This is a genomic window from Tundrisphaera lichenicola, from assembly GCF_051175385.1.
Classification (GTDB): domain Bacteria; phylum Planctomycetota; class Planctomycetia; order Isosphaerales; family Isosphaeraceae; genus Tundrisphaera; species Tundrisphaera lichenicola.
This window is the reverse complement of the sequence record NZ_CP195106.1, coordinates 234,066-253,940: the sequence shown is the minus strand read 5'-3', so window position 1 is coordinate 253,940 and position 19,875 is coordinate 234,066. Positions and strand designations below refer to the sequence as shown.

Sequence of the window (19,875 nt, the reverse complement as noted above, 5' to 3'; positions counted from 1 at the left end):
ATGTCCTTACCATCGGGGGCCCGCCAACCTCGCGGGCTCAATCGCCCAGCGGCTCGTAGAGTTCCGGCGTCCGGCTCTCCACCAGCGTGAAGAGGCCACCCGTGGCCAGCCGGGCGAAGTGGTCCGAGGCCCGGTGGGCGTCGAGGGCGGCGCGGTCGTCGTATTGCTCGTAGAGGAAAAACTTCCTCGGGTCGTCGACCGATCGGTGGGCCAGGTACATCCGGCATCCCGGCTCGGTGAGGGTCGCCTCGGTCAACCGGGCGAACATCCCGATCGCCTCGTCCTCGAGGCCCGGCTTGATGAGGAAGGTCACGGCGAGGCAGATCATCGGCGAATTCTCCGGGCTGGGCAAGGATGGTGGTGGGGAGTCGAGCCGGACATCGCCAGAATCAACAATTCAACGATAATTTATTTTTCCTGGAGTTGCTTCTTGGCCTTGTCGGCTTCCTCCTGTTCCATCAGGCCAATCTCAACTAGCATCTGAATTCGTTCCTCCGGAGTCATCCGGCGGGCTGATCTCAACGCCCGGAGAAATCGGTTCTCCTTCTTGGGCTTAGGATTGATAGTCGCCATCGTCGCTGCCCTCTTGCGGCTTTACGAGCCAGGTTCCGAGTATGCAAGCCGGATTCCGAACGACAATCTGAATGTGGGCCCTGGGATTGATGCCACTCCCTGGCCAGAGCTTTCCCTCCCCGCTCGGGACGAAGACTGCCCTGCAAGTATCGACCGATTCACCAATTCGTTGGGACAAACGATAGGCTGTTTCGAAGACGGCGCAGTTCAATCGTTTGTTCGCGCGGACGTTCGAGGCTGGTTCTCGTTTCGCGTCCCGCTCTGCCTCCAGATAGATTTTATGGGCCCCCCTGATAGCCTTGACGTTATCCGGATCAAGTAGATCGAAACAGTTCCCCAATCTTATCATGCACGCAACAACGGCGGTTTCCTCATCCCAGCGATTCTTACGCCTCAGCTTCTCGGCCCATAGCCATGCTTGCTGGGGAGCGTACTCCCAGAAATAAATACCGTGCCCGAGCCAATCCCAAGGGTTACGGCTCCAGTCCAGTTGTCGGATCGCCTGAACTGCATTCAAGGCCACCGATTTTCTGGTTCCGTGATAGCCAACCACGGTCCGATGGTAATCCTCGTATCGCGGCACAACTTAATTCTCAGGTTTCCAACCTCGTCAACTCGTCCTTCAGGGTAAGAGGGCGGCTCACCAGAGTCTACGACCGAATCAAAATCTCAACCGGTCAAGACTCAAGACTCGTGCAGGACCGTTTGAGCACGCATTTCAAACCGAGGCACGACCCCGCCCGAAGGATTGACGCCGGGCCGGGCGTCGGCTTACCCTCGCCGGGGACCACGCCCCTTATCGCCACGAGGTCTCCGATGTCCGACCCCGCCGTCGCCTCGACCGCCGAGATCCGCGCGAGTTTCCCGGCCCTGGAACGCCTCCAGGAGGGGCGGCCCGTCGCCTACTTCGACGGCCCCGGCGGCACTCAGGTCCCCCGGTCCGTCGTCGAGGCCGTGGCCGACTACCTGACGAATCACAACGCCAACACCCACTGGTCGTTCCCGACGAGTCGCGAGACCGACCGGATCCTCTCCGGGGCTCGCCGGGCCCTGGGCGACTTCCTCGGGGCCTCGCCCGAGGAGGTGGCCTTCGGGGCCAACATGACCAGCCTGACCTTCCACCTGGCCCGGTCCCTGGGTCGTGGCTGGGGGCCGGGCGACGAGGTCGTCGTCACCGAGCTGGACCATCACGCCAATGTCGATCCCTGGCTGGCCCTGGAGCGGGAGCGGGGCCTGACGATCCGGGTCGCCCGGATGATCCCGGAGACCGGCGAGACCGACTTCGAAGACCTGGCCGGGAAGATCAACGGCCAGACCCGGCTGGTGGCCATCGGGGCGGCTTCCAACGCCCTGGGGACGATCAGCGACGTGGCCGAGGCCGCCCGGCTGGCCCACGATGTCGGGGCCCTGGCCTTCGTGGACGCGGTCCACTACGCCCCGCACCGGCTGGTCGACGTCGAGGCGATGAGCTGCGACTTCCTGGCCTGCTCGGCGTACAAGTTCCACGGGCCTCACGTCGGGGTCCTCTACGGACGGAAGGATCTCCTCCAGGGGCTCGACGTGCCCAAGCTGAAGCCCTCGCCCGACACCGCGCCCGAACGGCTGGAGACCGGGACCCAGAACCACGAGGGGATCGCCGGGGCGGCCGCCGCCGTCGAGTTCCTCTCGTCCATCGCCCAGGGTCCGACCCGGAGGGCCAGGTTGCAGGCCGCTTTCGACGCGCTGCATCGGAGGGGCCAGGCCTTGACCGAGCGACTCTGGGACGGGCTGGCCGGGATCGAGGGGGTCCGGGCCTACGGGCCACCCCCGTCCCGGCCCCGGACGCCGACGGTCTCGTTCACCGTGGACGGGCTCCCGTCGGGGGAAGTCGCCCGCCGGCTCTCCGACCGGGGTCTCTTCGTCTCGCACGGCGACTTCTACGCCACGACGGCCGTCGAGCGCCTGGGCCTCGCCGACGAAGGGCTGGTCCGGATCGGCTGCGCCTGCTACACCACCGAGGACGAGATCGAGCGGCTGCTCGACGAGGTGAGGGGTGCCGCCCGGGGACAGGAGGGCCGGCGGCCCGGATCTCCGAACGACGGGGAGGCGAGGAGCAACCGCGGGGGGTCGAGGACTTCAACCGTTCTTGTCGCTGGGCGCGTCATCCTGTCCGGGGCGGAGCTGTCGGAATAGGCCTTCCAAAGCATCCGGGTCGACCGGCTTGACGAGGTGGCGATCGATCCCGGCCTCTTTCGAGCGCCGGCGGTCTCCCTCCTGGCCCCAGCCGGTCAGGGCGACGATCGCCACGTCCCGGCCCCAGGGTCGGTCGCGGATGGTCCGGGCCACCTCGTAGCCGTTGATCACCGGCAATCCGATGTCGAGCAGGATGACCTCGGGCCGTTCGCGATCGGCCACGGTCAAGGCCTCGCCCCCGTCGTAAGCGATGCTGGCCTGGTGGCCCATGAGCTTCAGGAGCCGGACGAGCGTCCGGGCCGAGTCTCGATTATCATCCACGACCAGGACCCGGCGGGCCGTCGGGGGATCGGCCGACTCCGGGCCGGCCTCGGGGACTTCCCGAGACCTCGGGACGGACTCGACGATCGGCAACCGGACGACGAACCGACAACCGAGGCCCTGGCCCTCGCTCTGGACGTCGACCGATCCTCCGTGCATCTCGACCAGCGTCCGGACCAGCATCAGGCCGATCCCCAGCCCCCCCTGCGAGCGCTCCAGCGTCCGATCGACCTGGGTGAACATCTCGAAGACGCGGGGCAGCATTTCCGCGGGGATGCCGACCCCGTTGTCGATCACCGAGACGACCGCCTCGCCGCCCTGCCGCTCGGCGATCAGGGCGATCTCGCCGCCCGGCTCGGTGTACTTGGCGGCGTTGTTCAACAGGTTCGCGAACACCTGGGAGAGCCTCGTCAGGTCGGCGTCGAGGAGGATCGGTTCCTCCGGCAGCGTCAGGGTCAGGGCGTGACGGGACGCCTCGACGAGCGGCAGGCTGGTGTCGACGGCGTTCCGGATGATCGAGGCCAGGTCGACCATTTCTCGGCGGAGTTCGAGCTTGTCGCGAGTGATCCGCGAGACATCCATCAGGTCGTCGATGAGCCGGACCATGTGTTTGACCTGCCGCTCGATGAGGCTCCGGGACTCCTCGACGGTGGCCCGATCCTCGCCGGCCAGCCGCATGATCCGCAGGCTGTTCCGGATCGGGGCCATCGGGTTGCGGAGCTCGTGGGCCAGGGTCGCCAGGAACTCATCCTTGCGGCGGTCGGCCTCCGAGAGGTCGGCCGCGAGCGTTCGCAGGTCATCCTCGAGCCGTCGGCGATCGGTGACGTCCTGGCTGACCGTCGCCAGGGAGCTGATCCGGCCGTCGGCATCGGCGAGGGTCAGGACCTTGTACGCCATCCACCGGGCCTCGCCGGTCCGGAAGTTCCTGAACCGGACCTCGACCTCGCCGTGGCCCTCTTTCAGGACCTCCGGGATGAATTGGTCCTGGATCCAGGGTTGGTCCTCCGGGAAGAAGAAGTCCCCGAGCGTGGCCCGGCGGGCCTCCTCGATCCCGCCCAGGCCCACCATCTCCAGCCCGGCCCGGTTGATGTAAAACGGGATGCCTTGCAGGTCGCAGATGCCGATGAAGTCGAGGCTGTTCTCGGCCAGGGTGACGAACTTCTGCCGGTCGGCCTCGGCCCGCTTGAAGTCCTCGATGTCGGTGCACGTGCCGAACCACTTGACGATCGTCCCGGAGTCGTCCCGGACCGGCAGGGCCCGGCCCAGGAACCATCGGTATTTCCCTTCCTTGGACCGGAAACGATATTCGATCTCGTAGGGATCGCCGGTCCGGAGCGAGTGGCTCCAGCGGTCGATGGATCGCTGGCGGTCGTCCGGGTGGAGCGGGGCGTTCCAGCCGTGGCCCAGGCACTCCTCGGGCGTACACCCGATGTACTCGTACCATCGGCGGTTGTAGTACTCGTGAAAGCCATCGGGGCGGGTCACCCAGACGATCTGCGGCATGGTGTCGGCCACCTGCCGGAACCGGCCCTCGCTCTCCTGGAGCGCCTGCTCGGCCCGCTTGCGGTCGGTGATGTCGGTTCCGGTCGGGGCCAGGAACATGACCCGGCCCGACTCGTCCTTGATCGGCAGGATGATCACGTCGGCGATCCGCTCGCCCCCGTCGGCGACGAAGTAAGGCAACTCCTCCCGGAAGATTCGACCTCCGGCCGCCTGCAGGGAAGCCGCCCTGATCCGCTCGGGCAATCCGGCCGACGGGGTCCACCAAGGCCCCTCCCAGAACGGCCTGTCGATGACCTGTTCCCGAGCGAAACCGCATCCTGCCCAGGCGAGCCGGTTGGTCTCGATGATCACGCCATTCAAGTCCAGGATGGCGGCGAAGATGGCCCCCTGATCGAAAAAGGCCCGGAATTTGGCATTTGCCTCGGCGGCCGCCTCGGCCAGCCGCCGCTCCCGCTCCTCGGCGAGCCTCTGGGCGGTAATGTCCACCACCACGCCGGGCAGTCGGGTCGCCCGGCCGGACTCGTCCTTCTCGACCCTCCCGCGAGCCACGACCCAGCGGATGGAACGATCCGGCATCACCAGGCGATATTCGGCCTCGTAGACCTGGCCCGTTTCGATGGCCTGCGCGACCGTCTCCAGGACCCTCCGTCGATCATCGGGATGGATGATCTCCATGTACAGGTCGACCGGGCCTTCCATGGAACCCTCGGGCGTCACCCCGTAGATCCGGGCGAGATTCCGGTCGGCCCGGACGACGTCGTTGACCAGGTCGTACTCCCAGGTCCCGATCTCGCCGGCGGCCAGCGTCGACTCCAGCCGGGATCGGGCCTCGCGCACTTCCTCCTCGGCCCGCTTGGCCTCGGTCACGTCGGTATTGGTCCCGAACCACCGGGTCACCCGGCCTTGCTCATCCCGGACCGGCTCGACCCGCGTCAGGAAGGGGCGAAAGACCCCGTGCCGATCCCGGAGCGGGAACACCATGTCGAGCGGCTCGCCGGTGGCGATCGATGCCCCCCAGCGTTCGATCACCCTCGGGAGTTCGGCCGGGTCGTGGACCGACGTCCAGCCCCACCCTTCCATCTGTTCGGGAGTCGTGCCGGTATAATCATACCATCGGCGGTTGTACCAGAAGATGTGGCCGTCCGGCTCCGCCATCCAGACCAGTTGCGGGACCGACTCGGCCAGCGTCCGGAATTGCCGCTCGCGGTCCTCGAGCTCTCGCTCCTGCCGCCTTCGTTCGGTCACGTCGCGGAAGATCAGGACGACGCCGATGATCTCGCCCCCGGACCGGATCGGCGACCCGCTGTCCTCGATCGGGCGGCGGGTCCCGTCCCTGGCGATCAGCGAGGTATGGTTGGCCAGCCCGACGATCACCCCCTCGCGCAGGACCCTGCCGACCGGGCTATCGACCTTATCCCCGGTGACTTCGCTCACGATGTCGAAGACCACCTCGACCGGCTGCCCGATCGCCTGGCCCGAGGACCAGCCGGTGAGGGCCTCGGCGACCGGATTCATGGAGCTGACCCGGCCCGAGGCGTCGGTCACGATCACCGCGTCGCCGATGCTGTCCAGGGTGATCCTCAACTGCTCGCGCCGGCGATGGTCCTGCTCGGAGCTCGACTCAGCCCGAAGCCACGCGGCTCGCAAGGCTCCGCCCAACATGGCGATGCCGAGGCCCACCGCCGAGTAAAGGACCAACCCGGCCCGGGCTTCGAGGCTTTCGACCGCGAAGCGGCCCCGGGGCGGCAGGAGGAATTGGACCGAGGCGATCGCACCCAGTCCGACGGTCAGGAGGGCCGGGCCTCGGCCCGCGTAGGCGGCGACGACCAGGACCGCCAGGAACATGGTAGCGAAGGGGAACAGGTCGCCCAGGACCGGATCGAGGACCAGGCGGACCGCCGTCGCCAGGATCACGGCGAGGAGGGCACCCCCGTATCGCGCGAGCGTTGAGGAAGACGTATTCGTCATGGCAATCCACAGAGCCCGACCCGACCAAGGGCGGTTGGAGGGAGGCCGATCCGCTTCGAAACTCGAGGCCCCGTGCCATTAATGATAGCAAATCCGCAGCCGGAAACGCGGCGTGGGTCCCGGTTATAGGCTTGCATTTCGTCAAATCCGGCGAATCACCCTCCGGCGATCGCACCCGGTCGCTCGACCCGGTGTTTCCAACCCGGCCGCTCGATCCATCGATCACGCCTCAGGCCGAGGGCGATCCGGCCGCAATCCTGCTCGACATCCGGAGACCTTCGACTTCAACCCGGATCCCGTCGATCAGGCGGGGCTTCCCCGATCACGACCCGGTCATGCCCGACCCGCTCCAGCCCGAAGACCTCGACGTCCACGCCTCGAGCGAAATGGGCCAGGGGTGGGGCGTCGGGACGTTCGATCCCCGCCGCGGCCAGGACCGACTCCTCCATCGACCGGACCTCCGCGACCTGGAGCGGATAGGGCGAATGATGGACCCGCCCGGTGAACAGCCCGCCCCCCCTCGAAGCCGAATAGAGCAGGTAACGCTCGGCCAGGAAGTATTCGAGCGAGCCGAGCACCGCCGGCACCACCGGCGACCGGACCTCGGCCTCGATTCGGGTCGTCGCCGGTCTCGGGCCGAGGAAAAGCCTCCTCGACGAATACGAGATCCGGAGCGAATCCGGCGACTCCTCGGCGACCAGGCTCATCCGAGCGAAGAAGTACGGGAGCCCGAACCACGAGCGGCCCAGGCACGCCCCCGCGAGATTGGCGGCGTCGAGGCTGAAGAACCAGACGCCCGGGTCGCGCCCATCCCGATGAACATACGTCCGAACATTCGTCTCGTGGAAATTCGAGAGGCCGCGCACGCTCGGCAGGCCCGCCGGCCGGATGCCCCTCATCGTGAACGGGACGAGCCCCACGAAGGCCCGCCCTTCGAAAAGGTCCACTTCCAGCCCGCTCGGCAGGAGGCGTCGGATCGCCTCGGCAGGGACCTCCCAGTGCAGGAACAGCAAACGGTCCCAGCTCTGATACATCACCGGGCGACCCGCCGGCCGTCGGGTCAAGGCCTCGCGGTCGTCGTCGAGGATCTCGGGGTTGGTCGGGATCATGATGGTCGGGTTCCGGGCAAACGTGTCGAGCACACCAACCAGTATAGGCGGCCGAGGGACCGCTCGAGCCCCAATCCGCGAGCTGGTCCATCCCGATGCCCGATTTGAAAATAATCTCAAAAAATCACAAAAATCTATTCCTCCCGGCGCCTCCAGGCACAAGAATATCCGATAGCCGACCGGGATCCGGACTTAGCGGCGTGTGATGTGCGGACTGGGGTCATGTCCACTTCCCCGATTCTCGGATCATCGAGGCTCGGCCCATGATCGTCGAGGTCCTCTGCCCGCAACCTGGCTGCGGCGCCGCCTACGGCGTCGATGACCGAAGTCTCGGCCAGGAGTCCCGCTGCCAGCGATGCGGACATCGGTTCCCGCTCATCCCCCAGACGAAGGCCGACAGCTCGGCGACCGCCCCATTCGGCGCGGATCTGCCCTCGACCGAGGGCATCGCCTCGCAAGAACTGCCTCCACGATTCGGCCGATATCGGATCATCCGGCTGATCGGCCGAGGGGGCATGGGCTCGGTCTATCTGGCCGAGGATACCCGGCTCGAGCGCCGGGTTGCCCTGAAGGTCCCCCGGATCGTCCCCGGCGGGAGCCCCGAGGTCGGCGAGCGGTTCCTCCGCGAGGCCCGGGCCGCCGCGAGGTTCCGCCACCCCAGCTTCTGCCCGATCCACGACATCGGCGAGGTCGACGGCGTCCCCTATCTGACCATGGCCTTCCTCGAAGGGCAGACCCTCGCCTCGATGATCGAGCCCGGTCGTCCCTGGCCCGAGCGTCGGGCCGCCGAGGTCGTCCGGCGGCTGGCCCTGGCCCTGGCCGAGGCCCACCGCCAGGGGGTGATCCACCGCGACCTCAAGCCCGCCAACGTCATGATCGAGAGCCACGGCGGGCTGGTCCTCATGGACTTCGGCCTGGCCCGCTTCTTCGACGGTCCCGACCCGACGATCACGGCCAACGGGGCGATCATGGGCACTCCCGCCTACATGTCGCCCGAGCAGGCCGAGGGCGACCAGCGAGCCATCGGCCCGCGCTCCGACCTCTACAGCCTGGGGGTGATCCTCTACGAGCTGTTGACCACCCGCCGCCCTTTCGAGGGATCGACGGCCAGGATCCTCGGACTGATCGCTTGCGCGGACCCGCCGCCCCCCTCGGCCAGCCGCCCTTCGGTCGATCGAAGGCTCGAGGCGACCTGCCTGAAGGCGATGGCCCGACGCCCCGGAGATCGATACGCCTCGATGGAGGAATTCGCCCGGGCCATCGACACCTGGCTCGGCTCGGACCCCCTCGTCCCGACAACCGAGCCCGAGCAGGCCGATTACGAAGGCCCGAAGCCTCCCGCGAAGCCGGGGCCCACGCCATCCGCCATCAACGAGCCGTCGAGTCGCCGAGCACACACCCGAGGGTTCCGCCTCTCGATCCACGCCTGGGGTTTCAAGCTGACCCTGGCCGTGGTCGGCCTGTTGATGATCATGGTGACGGGCACTTTCCTGACCCAGCAGAGGGCGTTTGCTCCCAGGCATGCCCACGAATCATCTCACACAATTCCACCTACCTCGAATCGGCCCCTGGCGAAGCCCGAGCCGGAGTCCCCGATCGACATCCCGTTCGCACTCATCCCCACGAGAGGGGCCGGGATTCGCGCGGTTCCCGAGGAGATCGCGTATTCCCCCGACGGGAAAGGTGTGATAGCTCGGTCGCCCCTGATCCAGGTCCAGCCTTTCGAGATCAGCGCCAAGGAGATCACCCAGGCCCAGTACCAGGCCTTCGAGGGCGAGAACCCCAGCCAATTCCAGGGCCATCCCGACCACCCCGTCGAGAACGTCTCGTGGATGGACGCGGTCAAGTTCTGCAACTGGCTGAGCCAACGCGAGGGCCGGGAGCCCTACTATGAACTCGACCCGGAGAATGGGACGGTCCAGCCCCGAAGGACCATCGGATATCGACTGCCAACCGAGGCCGAGTGGGAGTATGCCTGCAATAGCCAGGAGGTCAATGGCCGCGATCTCTCGCCAGCAAAGATCGCCGAAGTCGCCTGGTTGGGGCTCAACTCCGAAGGGTCTACGCATCCCGTCGGCCGGCTGACCCCCAACCGGTTCGGCCTGTTTGACACGCGTGGGAATGTCGAGGAATGGTGCTTCGACGAGGGGACCGGCCCGGTCTCCGGCGATTTGCATCCGGCCCGAATCGCCCGGGGAGGCTCCTGGGCGAGCGATCCGGGGCAGATTCTCTCGGCTGCACGGTCGGTCCATCCCCAAGACCACAAAAACGGCACGATCGGGTTCCGCGTCGCCCGCGACGTCCGTTGATTTTTTCGACGAACGATTGCCAGGACACCTCCCCAGGCCAATAGTGTCATGGATGCCGCCACTCGGCGGCCGTGCGGATCGGGCGTGCCGGCCGGTCGGGAACTTTCCCGATTGCGTCGGTCGATCGACGATCGAGGCAGCTCCCATGTCCGTCACCATCGAATGCCCGACCCCGGGCTGTGGCGCGTCGGCCGTCGTGACCGAGGCCCGGCTGGGCCGCGATGTCCGATGTAGCCGGTGCGGGCGGAAGTTCCCCCTGATCCCGGGGACACGCCTCGAGAGTTCGCCGCCGAGCTACGGGCCGATGTCCGGGTACGAGCCGCCCGAGGTCCCCTCGATCCCGGCGTCGATCGGCCGGTTCCGGATCATCCGCGAACTGGGCCGGGGCGGGATGGGCACGGTCTACCTGGCCGAGGATGCCGAACTCGGCCGATCGGTGGCGCTGAAGGTCCCCCACCCGGCCTATCGAGAGGCGGCCGAGGTCCGCGAGCGCCTGGTCCGCGAGGCCCGGGCTGCCGCCCGGTTCCGTCATCCCAACTTCTGCCCGATCCACGACATCGGCGAGGTCGACGGCGTCCCCTACCTCCGGATGTCCTACATCGAGGGGCGGACCCTCGCCTCGATGATCGAGCCGGGCCGCCCCTGGCCCGAGCGTCGGGCCGCCGAGGTCGTCCGGCGGCTGGCCCTGGCCCTGGCCGAGGCCCATCGGAGAGGGGTCGTCCACCGCGACCTCAAGCCCGCCAACGTCATGGTCGACGTCCGAGGCAAGCTGGTCCTCATGGACTTCGGCCTGGCCCTCCGGCTCGACGCCGACGACCCGCGGATCACCACCTCGGGCGCCATCGTCGGGACCCCCGCCTACATGCCGCCCGAGCAGGTGGAAGGCCACCACGAGGCCATCGGCCCGCGCTCCGACCTCTACAGCCTGGGGGTGATCCTCTACGAGCTTTTGACGGGCCGCCGCCCCTTCGAAGGGTCGGCCGCGATGGTCCTGGGCCTGATCCTGGTCGTCGACGCCCCGCCCCCGTCGAGCCTCCGAGACGGGCTCGACCCCCGACTGGAGGCGATCTGCCTGAAGGCGATCGCCAAGCGTCCCGAGGATCGCCACGCCTCGATGGACGAACTTGCCGCGGCGCTCCGCTCCTGGCTCGAAGCCCCCCCTCGGTCGAGCGAGCCGACCTTCGACTGGCCGGTCGACACCCGGTTCAGGTCGAGGGTCCGGCTCAGCCGGCCCGTCCGTCGGAAGTCTCCCATCGCGGGACTCATGGCGGCCTCGACGATCGCCGTGACCCTCGCCACCCTAGCTTGGATTGTAAACCGCCCCGAGGAAACGCCTTACGCCGAACCCGGAGCGGTCACTGTCCCCATTCCGACCCCGGAAGCCCTCGAAGACCCGGATGTCCCGGAGCCCCCCGAGGACGAGCCGCCCGCCCCCATCCCGGTCGTCGAGCAGCCTCCCCCCGCCCCGAAACCTCAACCTCGGTTCGAGTTCGATCGAATCGGATCCGAGCCGGTTGCTTCGGTGGTCGTCCCCCGGCCCGCCGGCTCGAACGAGGCCGACTTCCCCCCGGAAAAGACGTCCCGGCCGCGCCCGCCCTCCCGGAAGCCCAGACGTCGGGCCTCGCCCGATTTCGTCGAGGAACCGAGGATCATCCTGGTGCCGGTCGAGGTTCCCGTCCCGGTCCTCGACTACCCCTTCCCGCCGCCGAGGCACCTCGGAGGACCACGCGGCCCTCACCCCTGACCCGTCGGCGAAAAATCCGCCTCCACGGTGATTCTCTCGCCGGCGGGAACCTGCGGCCCGCCAACACCAACAACGCAAACCACACAAAAGCAAGGAGATACGACCAAAAATAGGCCGAGGCACGCCGTTTGCTAGGCTTGCAACGCTCCTGAGGCTGTCATGGATCGAGGACACGTCATGAAGCGTCGCCGAGCTTTCACGCTGATCGAACTCCTGGTCGTGATCGCGATCATCGCGGTCCTGATCGCGTTACTGCTCCCGGCGGTCCAGGCGGCTCGCGAGGCCGCCCGGCGAATGCAGTGCTCCAACAATCTCAAGCAACTCGGCCTGTCCCTGCACAACTACATGCAGGCGATGGAAGCCTTGCCGATGACCTTGACGCTTGCGGGGCGGGGGACGACGGTGACCTGGACCAACGCATATGGCGCCTTCGCGCGGGTCCTGCCCTACTCCGAGCAGGGGAACATCTTCAACAGCACCAACTTCCAACTCGACATCCAGACCCCGCAGAATGACACGGTCGCCGGGCAAGTGATCGGCGTCCTGATCTGCCCGAGCGAGGTCCGGCCCAGCAACCGGGCGCTGGCCGATGGGAGCCGCTACGGCATCGCCAATTATGGATTCGTCGAGGGGGACTGGTTCGTCTGGGGTGGGCTGGCGAACCCGGGGCGGAACCGGGTCGCCTTCGGGGTGAACCAGTCGAGGAGCCCGGCCGAGTTCACCGACGGGATGAGTAACACCCTCTTCATGTCCGAGGGCAAGGCTTTCTTCACCTATCTCCGCGACTGCCCCACGCTCAGCCGGATCAACACCCCGAACAACGTGCCCGGCCCCGATGCCAACCACGAGCTGGTCGCCCCGGAATACATCAGTGGCTGCGCAATTCGGGTCGAGGAAGGCCGGACCCAGTGGTTCGAGTCCGGGGTCCACCACACCGGGATCACCACGGCCTGGCCCCCCAACAAGCAGACCCCGGGCGGGCCTGGCAAGATCTACCCCGACGTCGACATCAACAGCAGCCGCGAGAAGCTCGGACGTCCGTCTTATGCGGCGATCACCGCCCGGAGTTACCATCCGGGGGGAGTCCACGCCCTCCTGGGGGACGGCAGTGTCCGGTTCGTCAAGAGCACGATCAACGGCCTGGTCTGGCGGGCGCTCGGGTCCGTGGCCGGGGGCGAGGTGATCTCCGCCGATTCGTACTGATCGGCCCGTTCAGGCGACGACCGGCTCGGCCTTGGGGACAATCGCGGGAAGCCGGAGGGTGAAGGTCGTCCCCTGCCCTTCCCGACTCTCGGCCCGGAGTCGGCCCCGGTGGGCCTCGACGATCTCTCGACAGACCGAGAGTCCCAGGCCGGTCCCGCCCAGCCCCGAGTCATCGGGTCCGGACTTGGTGGTGAAGAACGGGTCGAAGATCCGCCGGAGGTCGGCCGGGGCGATCCCCCGTCCGGTGTCGGCCACGCTCAGCTCGGCCAGGCGCCCGGTGGCGTCCAGCCCAACGCGGACGGTCAAGGTCCCGCCCCCGTGCATGGCCTGACGGGCGTTGATGATCAGGTTGAGTAAGATCTGCTGGATCTGGGCGGGATCGACCCGGGCCTGGGGCCGGTTCACGACCCGGAAGTCGAGTTTCACCTTGTGTTTCTGCAAATCCTTGGCGGCCAGCAGGAGGACCCCCTCGGCCAGCTTGGCCAGGTCGGTCGGAGCCCTTCGGCCCCCCCGAGGCCGGGCCATCCCCAGGACGCCCCCGGCGATCGCGGCGGCCCGCTCGGCCCCTTCCTGGATCCGCTCGAAGGCCCGTCGGCGGAACTCGGGGTCCTGGTTCCTCTGACCGAGCTTGGCATAGCTCAGGACAGGAGTCAAAGCATTATTAAGCTCATGGCAAATCCCACCGGCCAGGACGCCCAGGCTCCCGACGCGCTGGAGGTCGACGACCTGGCGGCGGAGCGCCTCGAGGTCTTCGGGCGTCGGGGGCAGCGGCGTCGAGTCCGTCGTGGTGGCCATCGAACAATCCTTTCGGGTCCCGCCTCAAGCCCGGCAATCCCTCCCGGCTCAACCCTCGTATCGGCCGGCCCGAGCCCCCAAGATGAGCCGCCTCGGCCGACAAACCCGGCCTCGGGAAGGTCCGGCAGGCGGGGCCGAGTTTGACGGGCACCGACTCGAAGCTCGGACCACCGACGAGAAACCTCAAGGACGTTTGATCGAACTTCCGCGATCGTCCCAGCCTTCCCCATCCCCCCCTGAAGAGGCCGGGGCCGAGGTGATTCGCTCGGCCTCCGGGAGAATCCGCTCAAAAAGGCGGTTAAAATTTCATCCCCCAAGGCGAAAGTCTCCCGGAAGTGATGGGCCACCCGGCTCCGGCGATCGATCGGCGTTGGGTTCGTTTTTCCCGGGAGGGTCGGATGGGTTGCAGTTCGACGATTGGGTTCGTCTTTTCAAACGAGTCGGGACTCGACCGGCGCGACCGAAACCTTGACCGGGGACTTCTTCCGGCCGCCGCCGGTCGCCAGGGCCAGGGCCAGCAGGAGGAAGACGACGACCCCGACCGCCCAGAGGAGGCCCTTGACCGCCGGCGAGAGCGGGGCGGCGGGGGTCTCTCGGAGGCACTCGGCGAACGACTTCCGAGGGCCGCTCGACGTCGGCGACTCGACGGGTTCGTCGACTTCGAACAGCTGGTGCTTCCTCGCCTTGATCGACTGTTCCTGAGTCCGTTGGTCGTGAGGATTGGAGGGCATGAGACGTTCCGTGGGAGAGGACTCAGGATGGACGAATCCGCCGGCCCTCAGCCTTCGACCCGGGCGCGGAAAGACCAATCCCAGCTCCGGGGGAAGTTAGCAAAAGTGGGGCCGCCGGTAATCGTGTCATCCCAGGGATACAGGACCTGGTCGAGCTCGACCTCGGAGAAGCCCGCCTTGGCGAACCGGTGACGAATCTCGAATGGCTGCCAGAACTTCTGACGAAGGCCCTGGAATCCGAACCGGCCGAAGGCGAACTCGTAGAAGTGGTGCTCTCCCTGGAACGCGGCGTGCCGCTCGGCCTCCTCGGGGTCGAGCCCCCGGTCGAGCGCCTCGTCGTAGAGCAACATCGTATGATAATGAATCGCATCCATCGAGGGCAAGATCCCCAGGAAGATCCCGCCGGGCCGGATGCTGGCCCGGATGGCCGCGAGGGTCCGGTCGATCTCGCGGACGTCGGGCATCACGATCGAGTTGACCGCGATGGCCACGTCGAACGACCCGGCGAAGTCCCCCAGGTCGTGCATCGACCGGGTCAGGAAGGTGACGCCATCGGCGGCCTTCTTGCTCAGTCGTTTCCGGGCCTTCTCGATCATCCCGGGGGCGAAGTCGAGCGCGACCACCTGGCCGAATCGCTCGGAGAGCTCGGGCAGGAGCGGGCCGGTCCCGCAGCCGAGGTCGGCCACGGACTTCGAGCCCGGCCCCTCGACCGATCGGATCGCGTCGAGCAGCGGGTTCTCGACCCCGGGGCGGAACGGGTCGAGGAACAGGTCGTCATAACGAGCCGCGGCGCGGCTCCACTGGCGGTCTTGGCGGTCGGTGTCGGGCACGTCGGGGCAGCCAGTCGTCGGTAGCCGGCCTCCAGTCGGGGAAATCCCGAACCGTCGCAGGCCGATTGATGTCGGGAGTTTCCATTGTCTTCTCTCGATCCGCCCCTGGCTACTGGCTACCGGCCGACCCTCGACGGGGCAGCCGGCCGAGGAACCGGGCGTAGTCGCTCAGCGCCGGGTAGCGAGCCGCCAGCGGCGTGGGTCGGACCGGCCCCTCGCGCGAGAGGGCCACGGCCACGGCCGAGGGGATCTCCCGAGGTCGAGCCGGGGGATCGAGGTGGAACGACCGGGCAAACTCGGCCAACTGACTCGGGAGCGGAAGCCGGTCGAAGTCGTCGGGAAGCGGCCGGTCGGGGGCGTATTGCTTCAGTCGCTCGTGCCAGGCCAGGGCCCGGTCCCGGTCGGGGTCCGACTCCCCGGCTAGCCTCGCCAGTTCGGCCGTGGAAAGGCTCGGGCCTCGATACCGGAGCCGATCCGAGATCCGGGCCATCAGCTCCGAGGGGTCGCCCCATCGCCCGATCTCGAACGCCTCGAACCGGTCGGCCAGCGTCTCCAGGTCCTCGACGATCCGCGCCCGATCCTCGGGTCCGAGGGGTGCCTCGGAAACCGGGGGGACCGACGCCGGAAGGCCCGGAGGCTCGACGATCCCTCTGGCCCCGACCGCGACCCGCCAGGCCAGCCCGGCAAGGAAGACCAGGGCAACGGCGATCATGGCCCCTCGGAGCGTCGGGCGACGGCTCGGCCGATTCCGGGCCCCGAAGGAGTCGATATCCACGTAGGATCCATCGAGTTCCACGCCTGCCAGCCGGGGCATCGCGACCAGATCGAACCGATTCGCGTTGCCGAACGCCCAGGTGGCCACCGAAGATCGGGCCCGCCTCGACTCCGGGAGAGCCTGCCAGACCTCGCGAACCAGCCCCTCGATCGGCCCGGCCGACTCCAGGGCGACCCTCCGCCCGCGCGTCAGTGCCTCGACGATCGAGCCAGACCGCGGGTCGGTCAGGGAGGGCGACCGTTCCGCCCCCGAGTCGGAGAACCAGGATCCAATTCGCTCGAAGGCCGAGCCGGTCTCGGGCGGATCGACCGCCCAGGAGCGAGCCTCCAGGGTGGTCGCGAGAGACCAGTCGCGACGGAGGGCCCCGGCGAAGGCGAAGGGATTCGACCCGGCTCGCCGGTAATCCTGATCGGCGATCAGCAAGGCATGGAACGCCAGGGCCCCGGGGCGCCCCCGGTCATCATCCCCCATCGGCTCGACGCCCACCACCGCCCAGGGGCCGCTCGGCAATCGGGTCGCGAAAAGGCAAGGGCAAGGCACCACGCCCGAAGGGGCCTCGCCGAACTGCCGGCAGGCCGAGAGGACCTCCGAGGCCCATTCCGGACGGCATCCCGGCGACTTCGCCAGGACGTCGTAACCGCGATCCCAGAACGGGAAGCTCCCGTAGGCGATTTGTTCGAGGGAGATATTCATGAATTCCAGGTAGACGGAAGGAGTTCGGCGATCCAACGGGGATAATAGGTGGTCGCCCCGTCGGACCACCGCACCGACGAGATCCAGTGTCCAAAGTTCACGGAGACCGGGTAGATCCCGCGTCCTCTCTCGTCAGAATGCTGCTTTCGGTCCGACCAGAGCACGAGCGGAGGAGCCTCCCCGTAGGCGAAGAACCCGATCGGATAAGGCCTCGTCATCAAGGATCGGACCCCTCCGAGGAGGGCTCCCAGGAGGGCCACCGCGATCAAGAGCGAACGGAGCCGCCAGCTGCCAAGCCATCGCTTCATGATCGAGACCTCCGCTCATCCCTCGATGCGATCAAGGCTAGCCGACCCCCTCCCCCCTCGTGGGGGAGGGTTGGGGAGAGGGGGCATTACACAAGGCAATCCCGATGGCTTCCAGGACGGAATCAAACCCTTCGAAGATCTGAAAATTCCAGAATCTCATCACCCGAAATCCATGCGAGTTGAGCCAGGCTGTCCTTTCCCGATCCTTCGCCACCTCGGCAGCATGCTGGCCGCCGTCCAGCTCGAGGATGAGCCTGGATTCATGGCAGACGAAATCAACAATGTATGGTCCGATCGGTGCCTGTCTCCGGAACTTTCGATCGTCGAAGCGATGGGCCTTCAGCTCGTACCAGAGCTTGCGTTCGGCGTCGGTCATGGTCTTCCGAAGGTGCCTGGCGAAGTCGCGAGCCACCGGATCCCCCTCTCCCCAACCCTCCCCCACGAGGGGGGAGGGAGCCAGAAACGGATCAGGAGGTGAGAGTCAATCACTTCACTCCGGCTTCGGCAGCGTGGGGACCTGGAAGTCGGAGGCGAAGACCAGGGTGGTGGTGCCGCCCTTGCTGGGCTTGATGGTCCCGGCGAGCATCCGGAGGGCCAGGGGGTCCCCCTTCTTGCTGGAGAGGATGACCGCGGTGGAATCGGACCAGTAGCCGTGGTCGATCACCTTGACGGTCACCGGGTCGCCGAGCTTCCAGCGGATCGGCCGGGAGAAGGTGTAATCCCAGATCGGCTGGTAATTGTTCCGGATCACCGGGGAGGGGCCGTAGGCGATCCCGGCGACCTCGATGACGACGCCAAGGTCGGGTGCTCCCCCGAAGGTCGAGCCGAGCTTGGTGCCGAAGTTCCCCCGGCGGAGGGTCACCCGATAGTCGTTGGCCACCGAGATCTTGTCCCACCACTGGAGGTAGCGACGGGCCTCGTCGACCCGCTTCCCCTCGGGATGCTGGGCGATGTAGTCGCGGAGCTGTCGGGCCACCTCGCCGACGTCGTTGGGATGGTTCGCCAGGTGGTCGTAGGCTCGTCGATAGGTGTCGTTGTCCCAGTCGCGGAGGATCCGATCCTTGGCCTCGGTCGCCTCGTGGATGTACAGCCCCCCTCGGGCGTGGGCCTTGAGGTACTCGCCGTAGCGGTCGATCCGCCGGGGGAAGTCGTTGGGGTTCTGTCGCGAGAACTCGCGGGCCTTCTCGATGTCCCGCTCGTCCAGATCCTTGATGTAGCCATCGAGCAGGCCGTCGACCTCGGATCGGTAACGGCTCTCGGGATGCTCGGCGAGGAACTGGCGGGACTGGTCGATGAGGTCGCCGAGATTCGCATTCGGGAGCGTCGAGGATCGGATCAGGTCGTCGATGATCTGCCGCTCGCGATTGGCCACGCGAGAGTCGACCCGCCCCCGAAGCTCGGCGAGCAGGGCATCGGCCTCGGCCCGGTGGGTCGAGTCGGGGAACTCGCGGAGGAAGCCCCGGACGACCTGCAAGGGGGCATCCGGCTCGTCGGCCGCGGCGGCGACCTCGGACTTGACCTCGGACCAGCGGGTTTCCTCGCGGGCCCGCTCCTGGGCCTGCTCGACCTCTCGGACGGCGATCGCCAGGGTGGGGGTCCGTTCCTTCAGGGCGGCCAGCTTCTCGGCGGCATCGGGCGCGGCGGTACCGACCCGGACCTGGGTCGCGGCCGACTTCACGGCCCACTCGTCGCGCAGGGCCAGCGCCCGACGGGCATCGGCGGGCCAGAACAGCGGGAGCGACGGATGCCACTTGACCAGGTTATCCCAGCGGCGGGCGACCGCCGGGGCGGAGTTCTCGGCCTGGGTGAATCGGGTGGCGTCGCGATAACCCCAGTAGTCGTACCCGGCCAGGCCGGCGGCGATCAGGCCGGCCGTCAGGGTCGTCAGGGCCAGGGCCTTCCGGCGCTTCCGGCGACGCCCCTCGGCGATCCTCCGGCGGAAGTCGCCCGCCCGATCCGACCGGGGGTAGCGCTTCTCGAACGCGGCCACGCACCGGGCGAGCCGGGGGAGGTCGTCGGGGGCGAGGTCCCAGAGCCATTCGAGCTGCTCGCGGTCGACCTCTTCCAGGCGCTCGGCCAGCCAGCCAAGCGGACCTTCCAGGCCGAGCGGGTGGAGGTCGGCCGGGGGTCGGCCGTCGACCGCTCCTCGACCGTAGGCGCTCACGGCGAACATCGCGCCGTGCGGGACGTGCCGGGCCAGGATATGCCGGGTCATCCCGTAGCGGGCCTCGACCAGCCGCTCGACCCCCTCGGGCCCCTGGGCCGCCTCGCCCCGGGCCATGATCCGGTCGAACTTGGTCAGCAGGAGCGCCACGGGCCTCCCGGCGGTCCCGTCGTCGGACTTCTCGATGTAGCGTTCCAGGAGATTCTCCACCTCCTGCTGCCGCCTCCGACGCTCGACCGGGTGGGTCGAACCATCGGGGTCGAGGCAGAGCAGCACGGCGTCGCAGTCGGCGAAGAACGCCTGGATCGGCTCGTCGGTGCCGAGCGTCACGTGCTCGCCCTGATAATCCTTGAAGATCAGGTCGAACCGGGCCGGGCCGTGATAGAGCCGGAGTTTCAACTCGGTCTCGGCCAGGGTGCCGGCGGGCGGGTCGCCCGACTCGATCTGGGCGATCTTTTCGGCCAGATATTCGGCGCTGGGCGGGTCGACGGCCGCGAGGCGGATCCCGGGGATCTGCCCGGTCGACGCCTGCCGATAGAACATGGCCAGGAGCGTCGTCTTGCCGACCGCCCGGTGCCCGAACAGCGCGATCCGCTTCGGGCCGGTCAACCGGTGCTCCAGCACGTCGAGATGGGCCTTCCGGCGGTTCGACATAACTGACCTCGACTCCTCCTGGG

Annotated in this window: 15 protein-coding genes; 4 read left to right on the top strand and 11 right to left on the bottom strand. The window is 67.6% G+C overall.

What is annotated here, in order from left to right:
* Positions 1-37: 37 nt before the first annotated feature.
* Both P12x_RS01050 and P12x_RS01045 read right to left on the bottom strand, forming a co-directional pair.
* Entirely contained in the window at positions 38-328 is a 291-nt protein-coding gene (locus P12x_RS01050) for a putative quinol monooxygenase (protein ID WP_435008961.1), read from the bottom strand.
* 80 nt (positions 329-408) lie between these two features.
* Positions 409-573: a hypothetical protein gene (locus P12x_RS01045; RefSeq protein WP_435008960.1), complete on the bottom strand. Its 165-nt coding sequence runs from the start codon at positions 571-573 to the stop codon at positions 409-411.
* A gap of 816 nt (positions 574-1,389) precedes the next feature.
* On the opposite strand from P12x_RS01045, the gene P12x_RS01040 reads away from it, so the two are divergent.
* Positions 1,390-2,745: a cysteine desulfurase-like protein gene (locus P12x_RS01040; protein WP_435008959.1), complete on the top strand. Its 1,356-nt coding sequence runs from the start codon at positions 1,390-1,392 to the stop codon at positions 2,743-2,745.
* Here P12x_RS01040 and P12x_RS01035 read toward each other — a convergent pair.
* The gene (locus tag P12x_RS01035; RefSeq protein WP_435008958.1) at positions 2,689-6,537 is read right to left on the bottom strand and encodes a hybrid sensor histidine kinase/response regulator; all 3,849 of its coding nucleotides are present in this window, start codon (positions 6,535-6,537) and stop codon (positions 2,689-2,691) included. The genes P12x_RS01040 and P12x_RS01035 overlap by 57 nt on opposite strands.
* 284 nt (positions 6,538-6,821) lie before the next feature.
* Complete coding sequence (locus P12x_RS01030) at positions 6,822-7,646, bottom strand: YqjF family protein (RefSeq protein ID WP_435008956.1); 825 nt, start codon at positions 7,644-7,646, stop codon at positions 6,822-6,824.
* 263 nt (positions 7,647-7,909) lie between these two features.
* Here P12x_RS01030 and P12x_RS01025 point away from each other — a divergent pair, with 263 nt between their 5' ends.
* The 3 genes from P12x_RS01025 to P12x_RS01015 all read left to right on the top strand — a co-directional run bounded on the left by P12x_RS01025 (position 7,910) and on the right by P12x_RS01015 (position 12,902).
* Positions 7,910-9,955: a protein kinase domain-containing protein gene (locus tag P12x_RS01025; RefSeq protein ID WP_435008955.1), complete on the top strand. Its 2,046-nt coding sequence runs from the start codon at positions 7,910-7,912 to the stop codon at positions 9,953-9,955.
* Between the two features lie 145 nt (positions 9,956-10,100).
* The gene (locus P12x_RS01020; RefSeq protein ID WP_435008954.1) at positions 10,101-11,699 is read left to right on the top strand and encodes a protein kinase domain-containing protein; all 1,599 of its coding nucleotides are present in this window, start codon (positions 10,101-10,103) and stop codon (positions 11,697-11,699) included.
* Between the two features lie 177 nt (positions 11,700-11,876).
* Positions 11,877-12,902, top strand: coding sequence for a DUF1559 domain-containing protein (locus tag P12x_RS01015; RefSeq protein ID WP_435008953.1), 1,026 nt, complete (start codon positions 11,877-11,879; stop codon positions 12,900-12,902).
* Between the two features lie 9 nt (positions 12,903-12,911).
* On the opposite strand, the gene P12x_RS01010 is transcribed toward P12x_RS01015, so the two are convergent.
* From P12x_RS01010 to P12x_RS00980, 7 genes are all read right to left on the bottom strand, one after another.
* Entirely contained in the window at positions 12,912-13,697 is a 786-nt protein-coding gene (locus P12x_RS01010) for a sensor histidine kinase (RefSeq protein WP_435008952.1), read from the bottom strand.
* Between the two features lie 431 nt (positions 13,698-14,128).
* Positions 14,129-14,428, bottom strand: a complete 300-nt coding sequence (locus P12x_RS01005; RefSeq protein WP_435008950.1) for a hypothetical protein — start codon at positions 14,426-14,428, stop codon at positions 14,129-14,131.
* A 47-nt stretch (positions 14,429-14,475) separates the two neighbouring features.
* On the bottom strand, positions 14,476-15,258 hold the full coding sequence (locus P12x_RS01000) for a class I SAM-dependent methyltransferase (protein WP_435008949.1): 783 nt from the start codon (positions 15,256-15,258) through the stop codon (positions 14,476-14,478).
* Positions 15,259-15,367: 109 nt separating this feature from the next.
* Positions 15,368-16,726 carry a hypothetical protein gene (locus P12x_RS00995; protein ID WP_435008948.1) on the bottom strand — a complete coding sequence of 453 codons (1,359 nt, stop codon included), beginning with the start codon at positions 16,724-16,726 and terminating at the stop codon, positions 15,368-15,370.
* Positions 16,723-17,034, bottom strand: coding sequence for a hypothetical protein (locus P12x_RS00990; protein ID WP_435008947.1), 312 nt, complete (start codon positions 17,032-17,034; stop codon positions 16,723-16,725). The genes P12x_RS00995 and P12x_RS00990 overlap by 4 nt, the downstream gene beginning before the upstream one ends.
* 37 nt (positions 17,035-17,071) lie before the next feature.
* Positions 17,072-17,446 (bottom strand): endonuclease domain-containing protein, encoded by a 375-nt coding sequence (locus P12x_RS00985; RefSeq protein ID WP_435008946.1) that lies wholly within the window; start codon positions 17,444-17,446, stop codon positions 17,072-17,074.
* Between the two features lie 78 nt (positions 17,447-17,524).
* On the bottom strand, positions 17,525-19,852 hold the full coding sequence (locus tag P12x_RS00980; protein ID WP_435008944.1) for a TRAFAC clade GTPase domain-containing protein: 2,328 nt from the start codon (positions 19,850-19,852) through the stop codon (positions 17,525-17,527).
* Positions 19,853-19,875 lie beyond the last annotated feature (23 nt).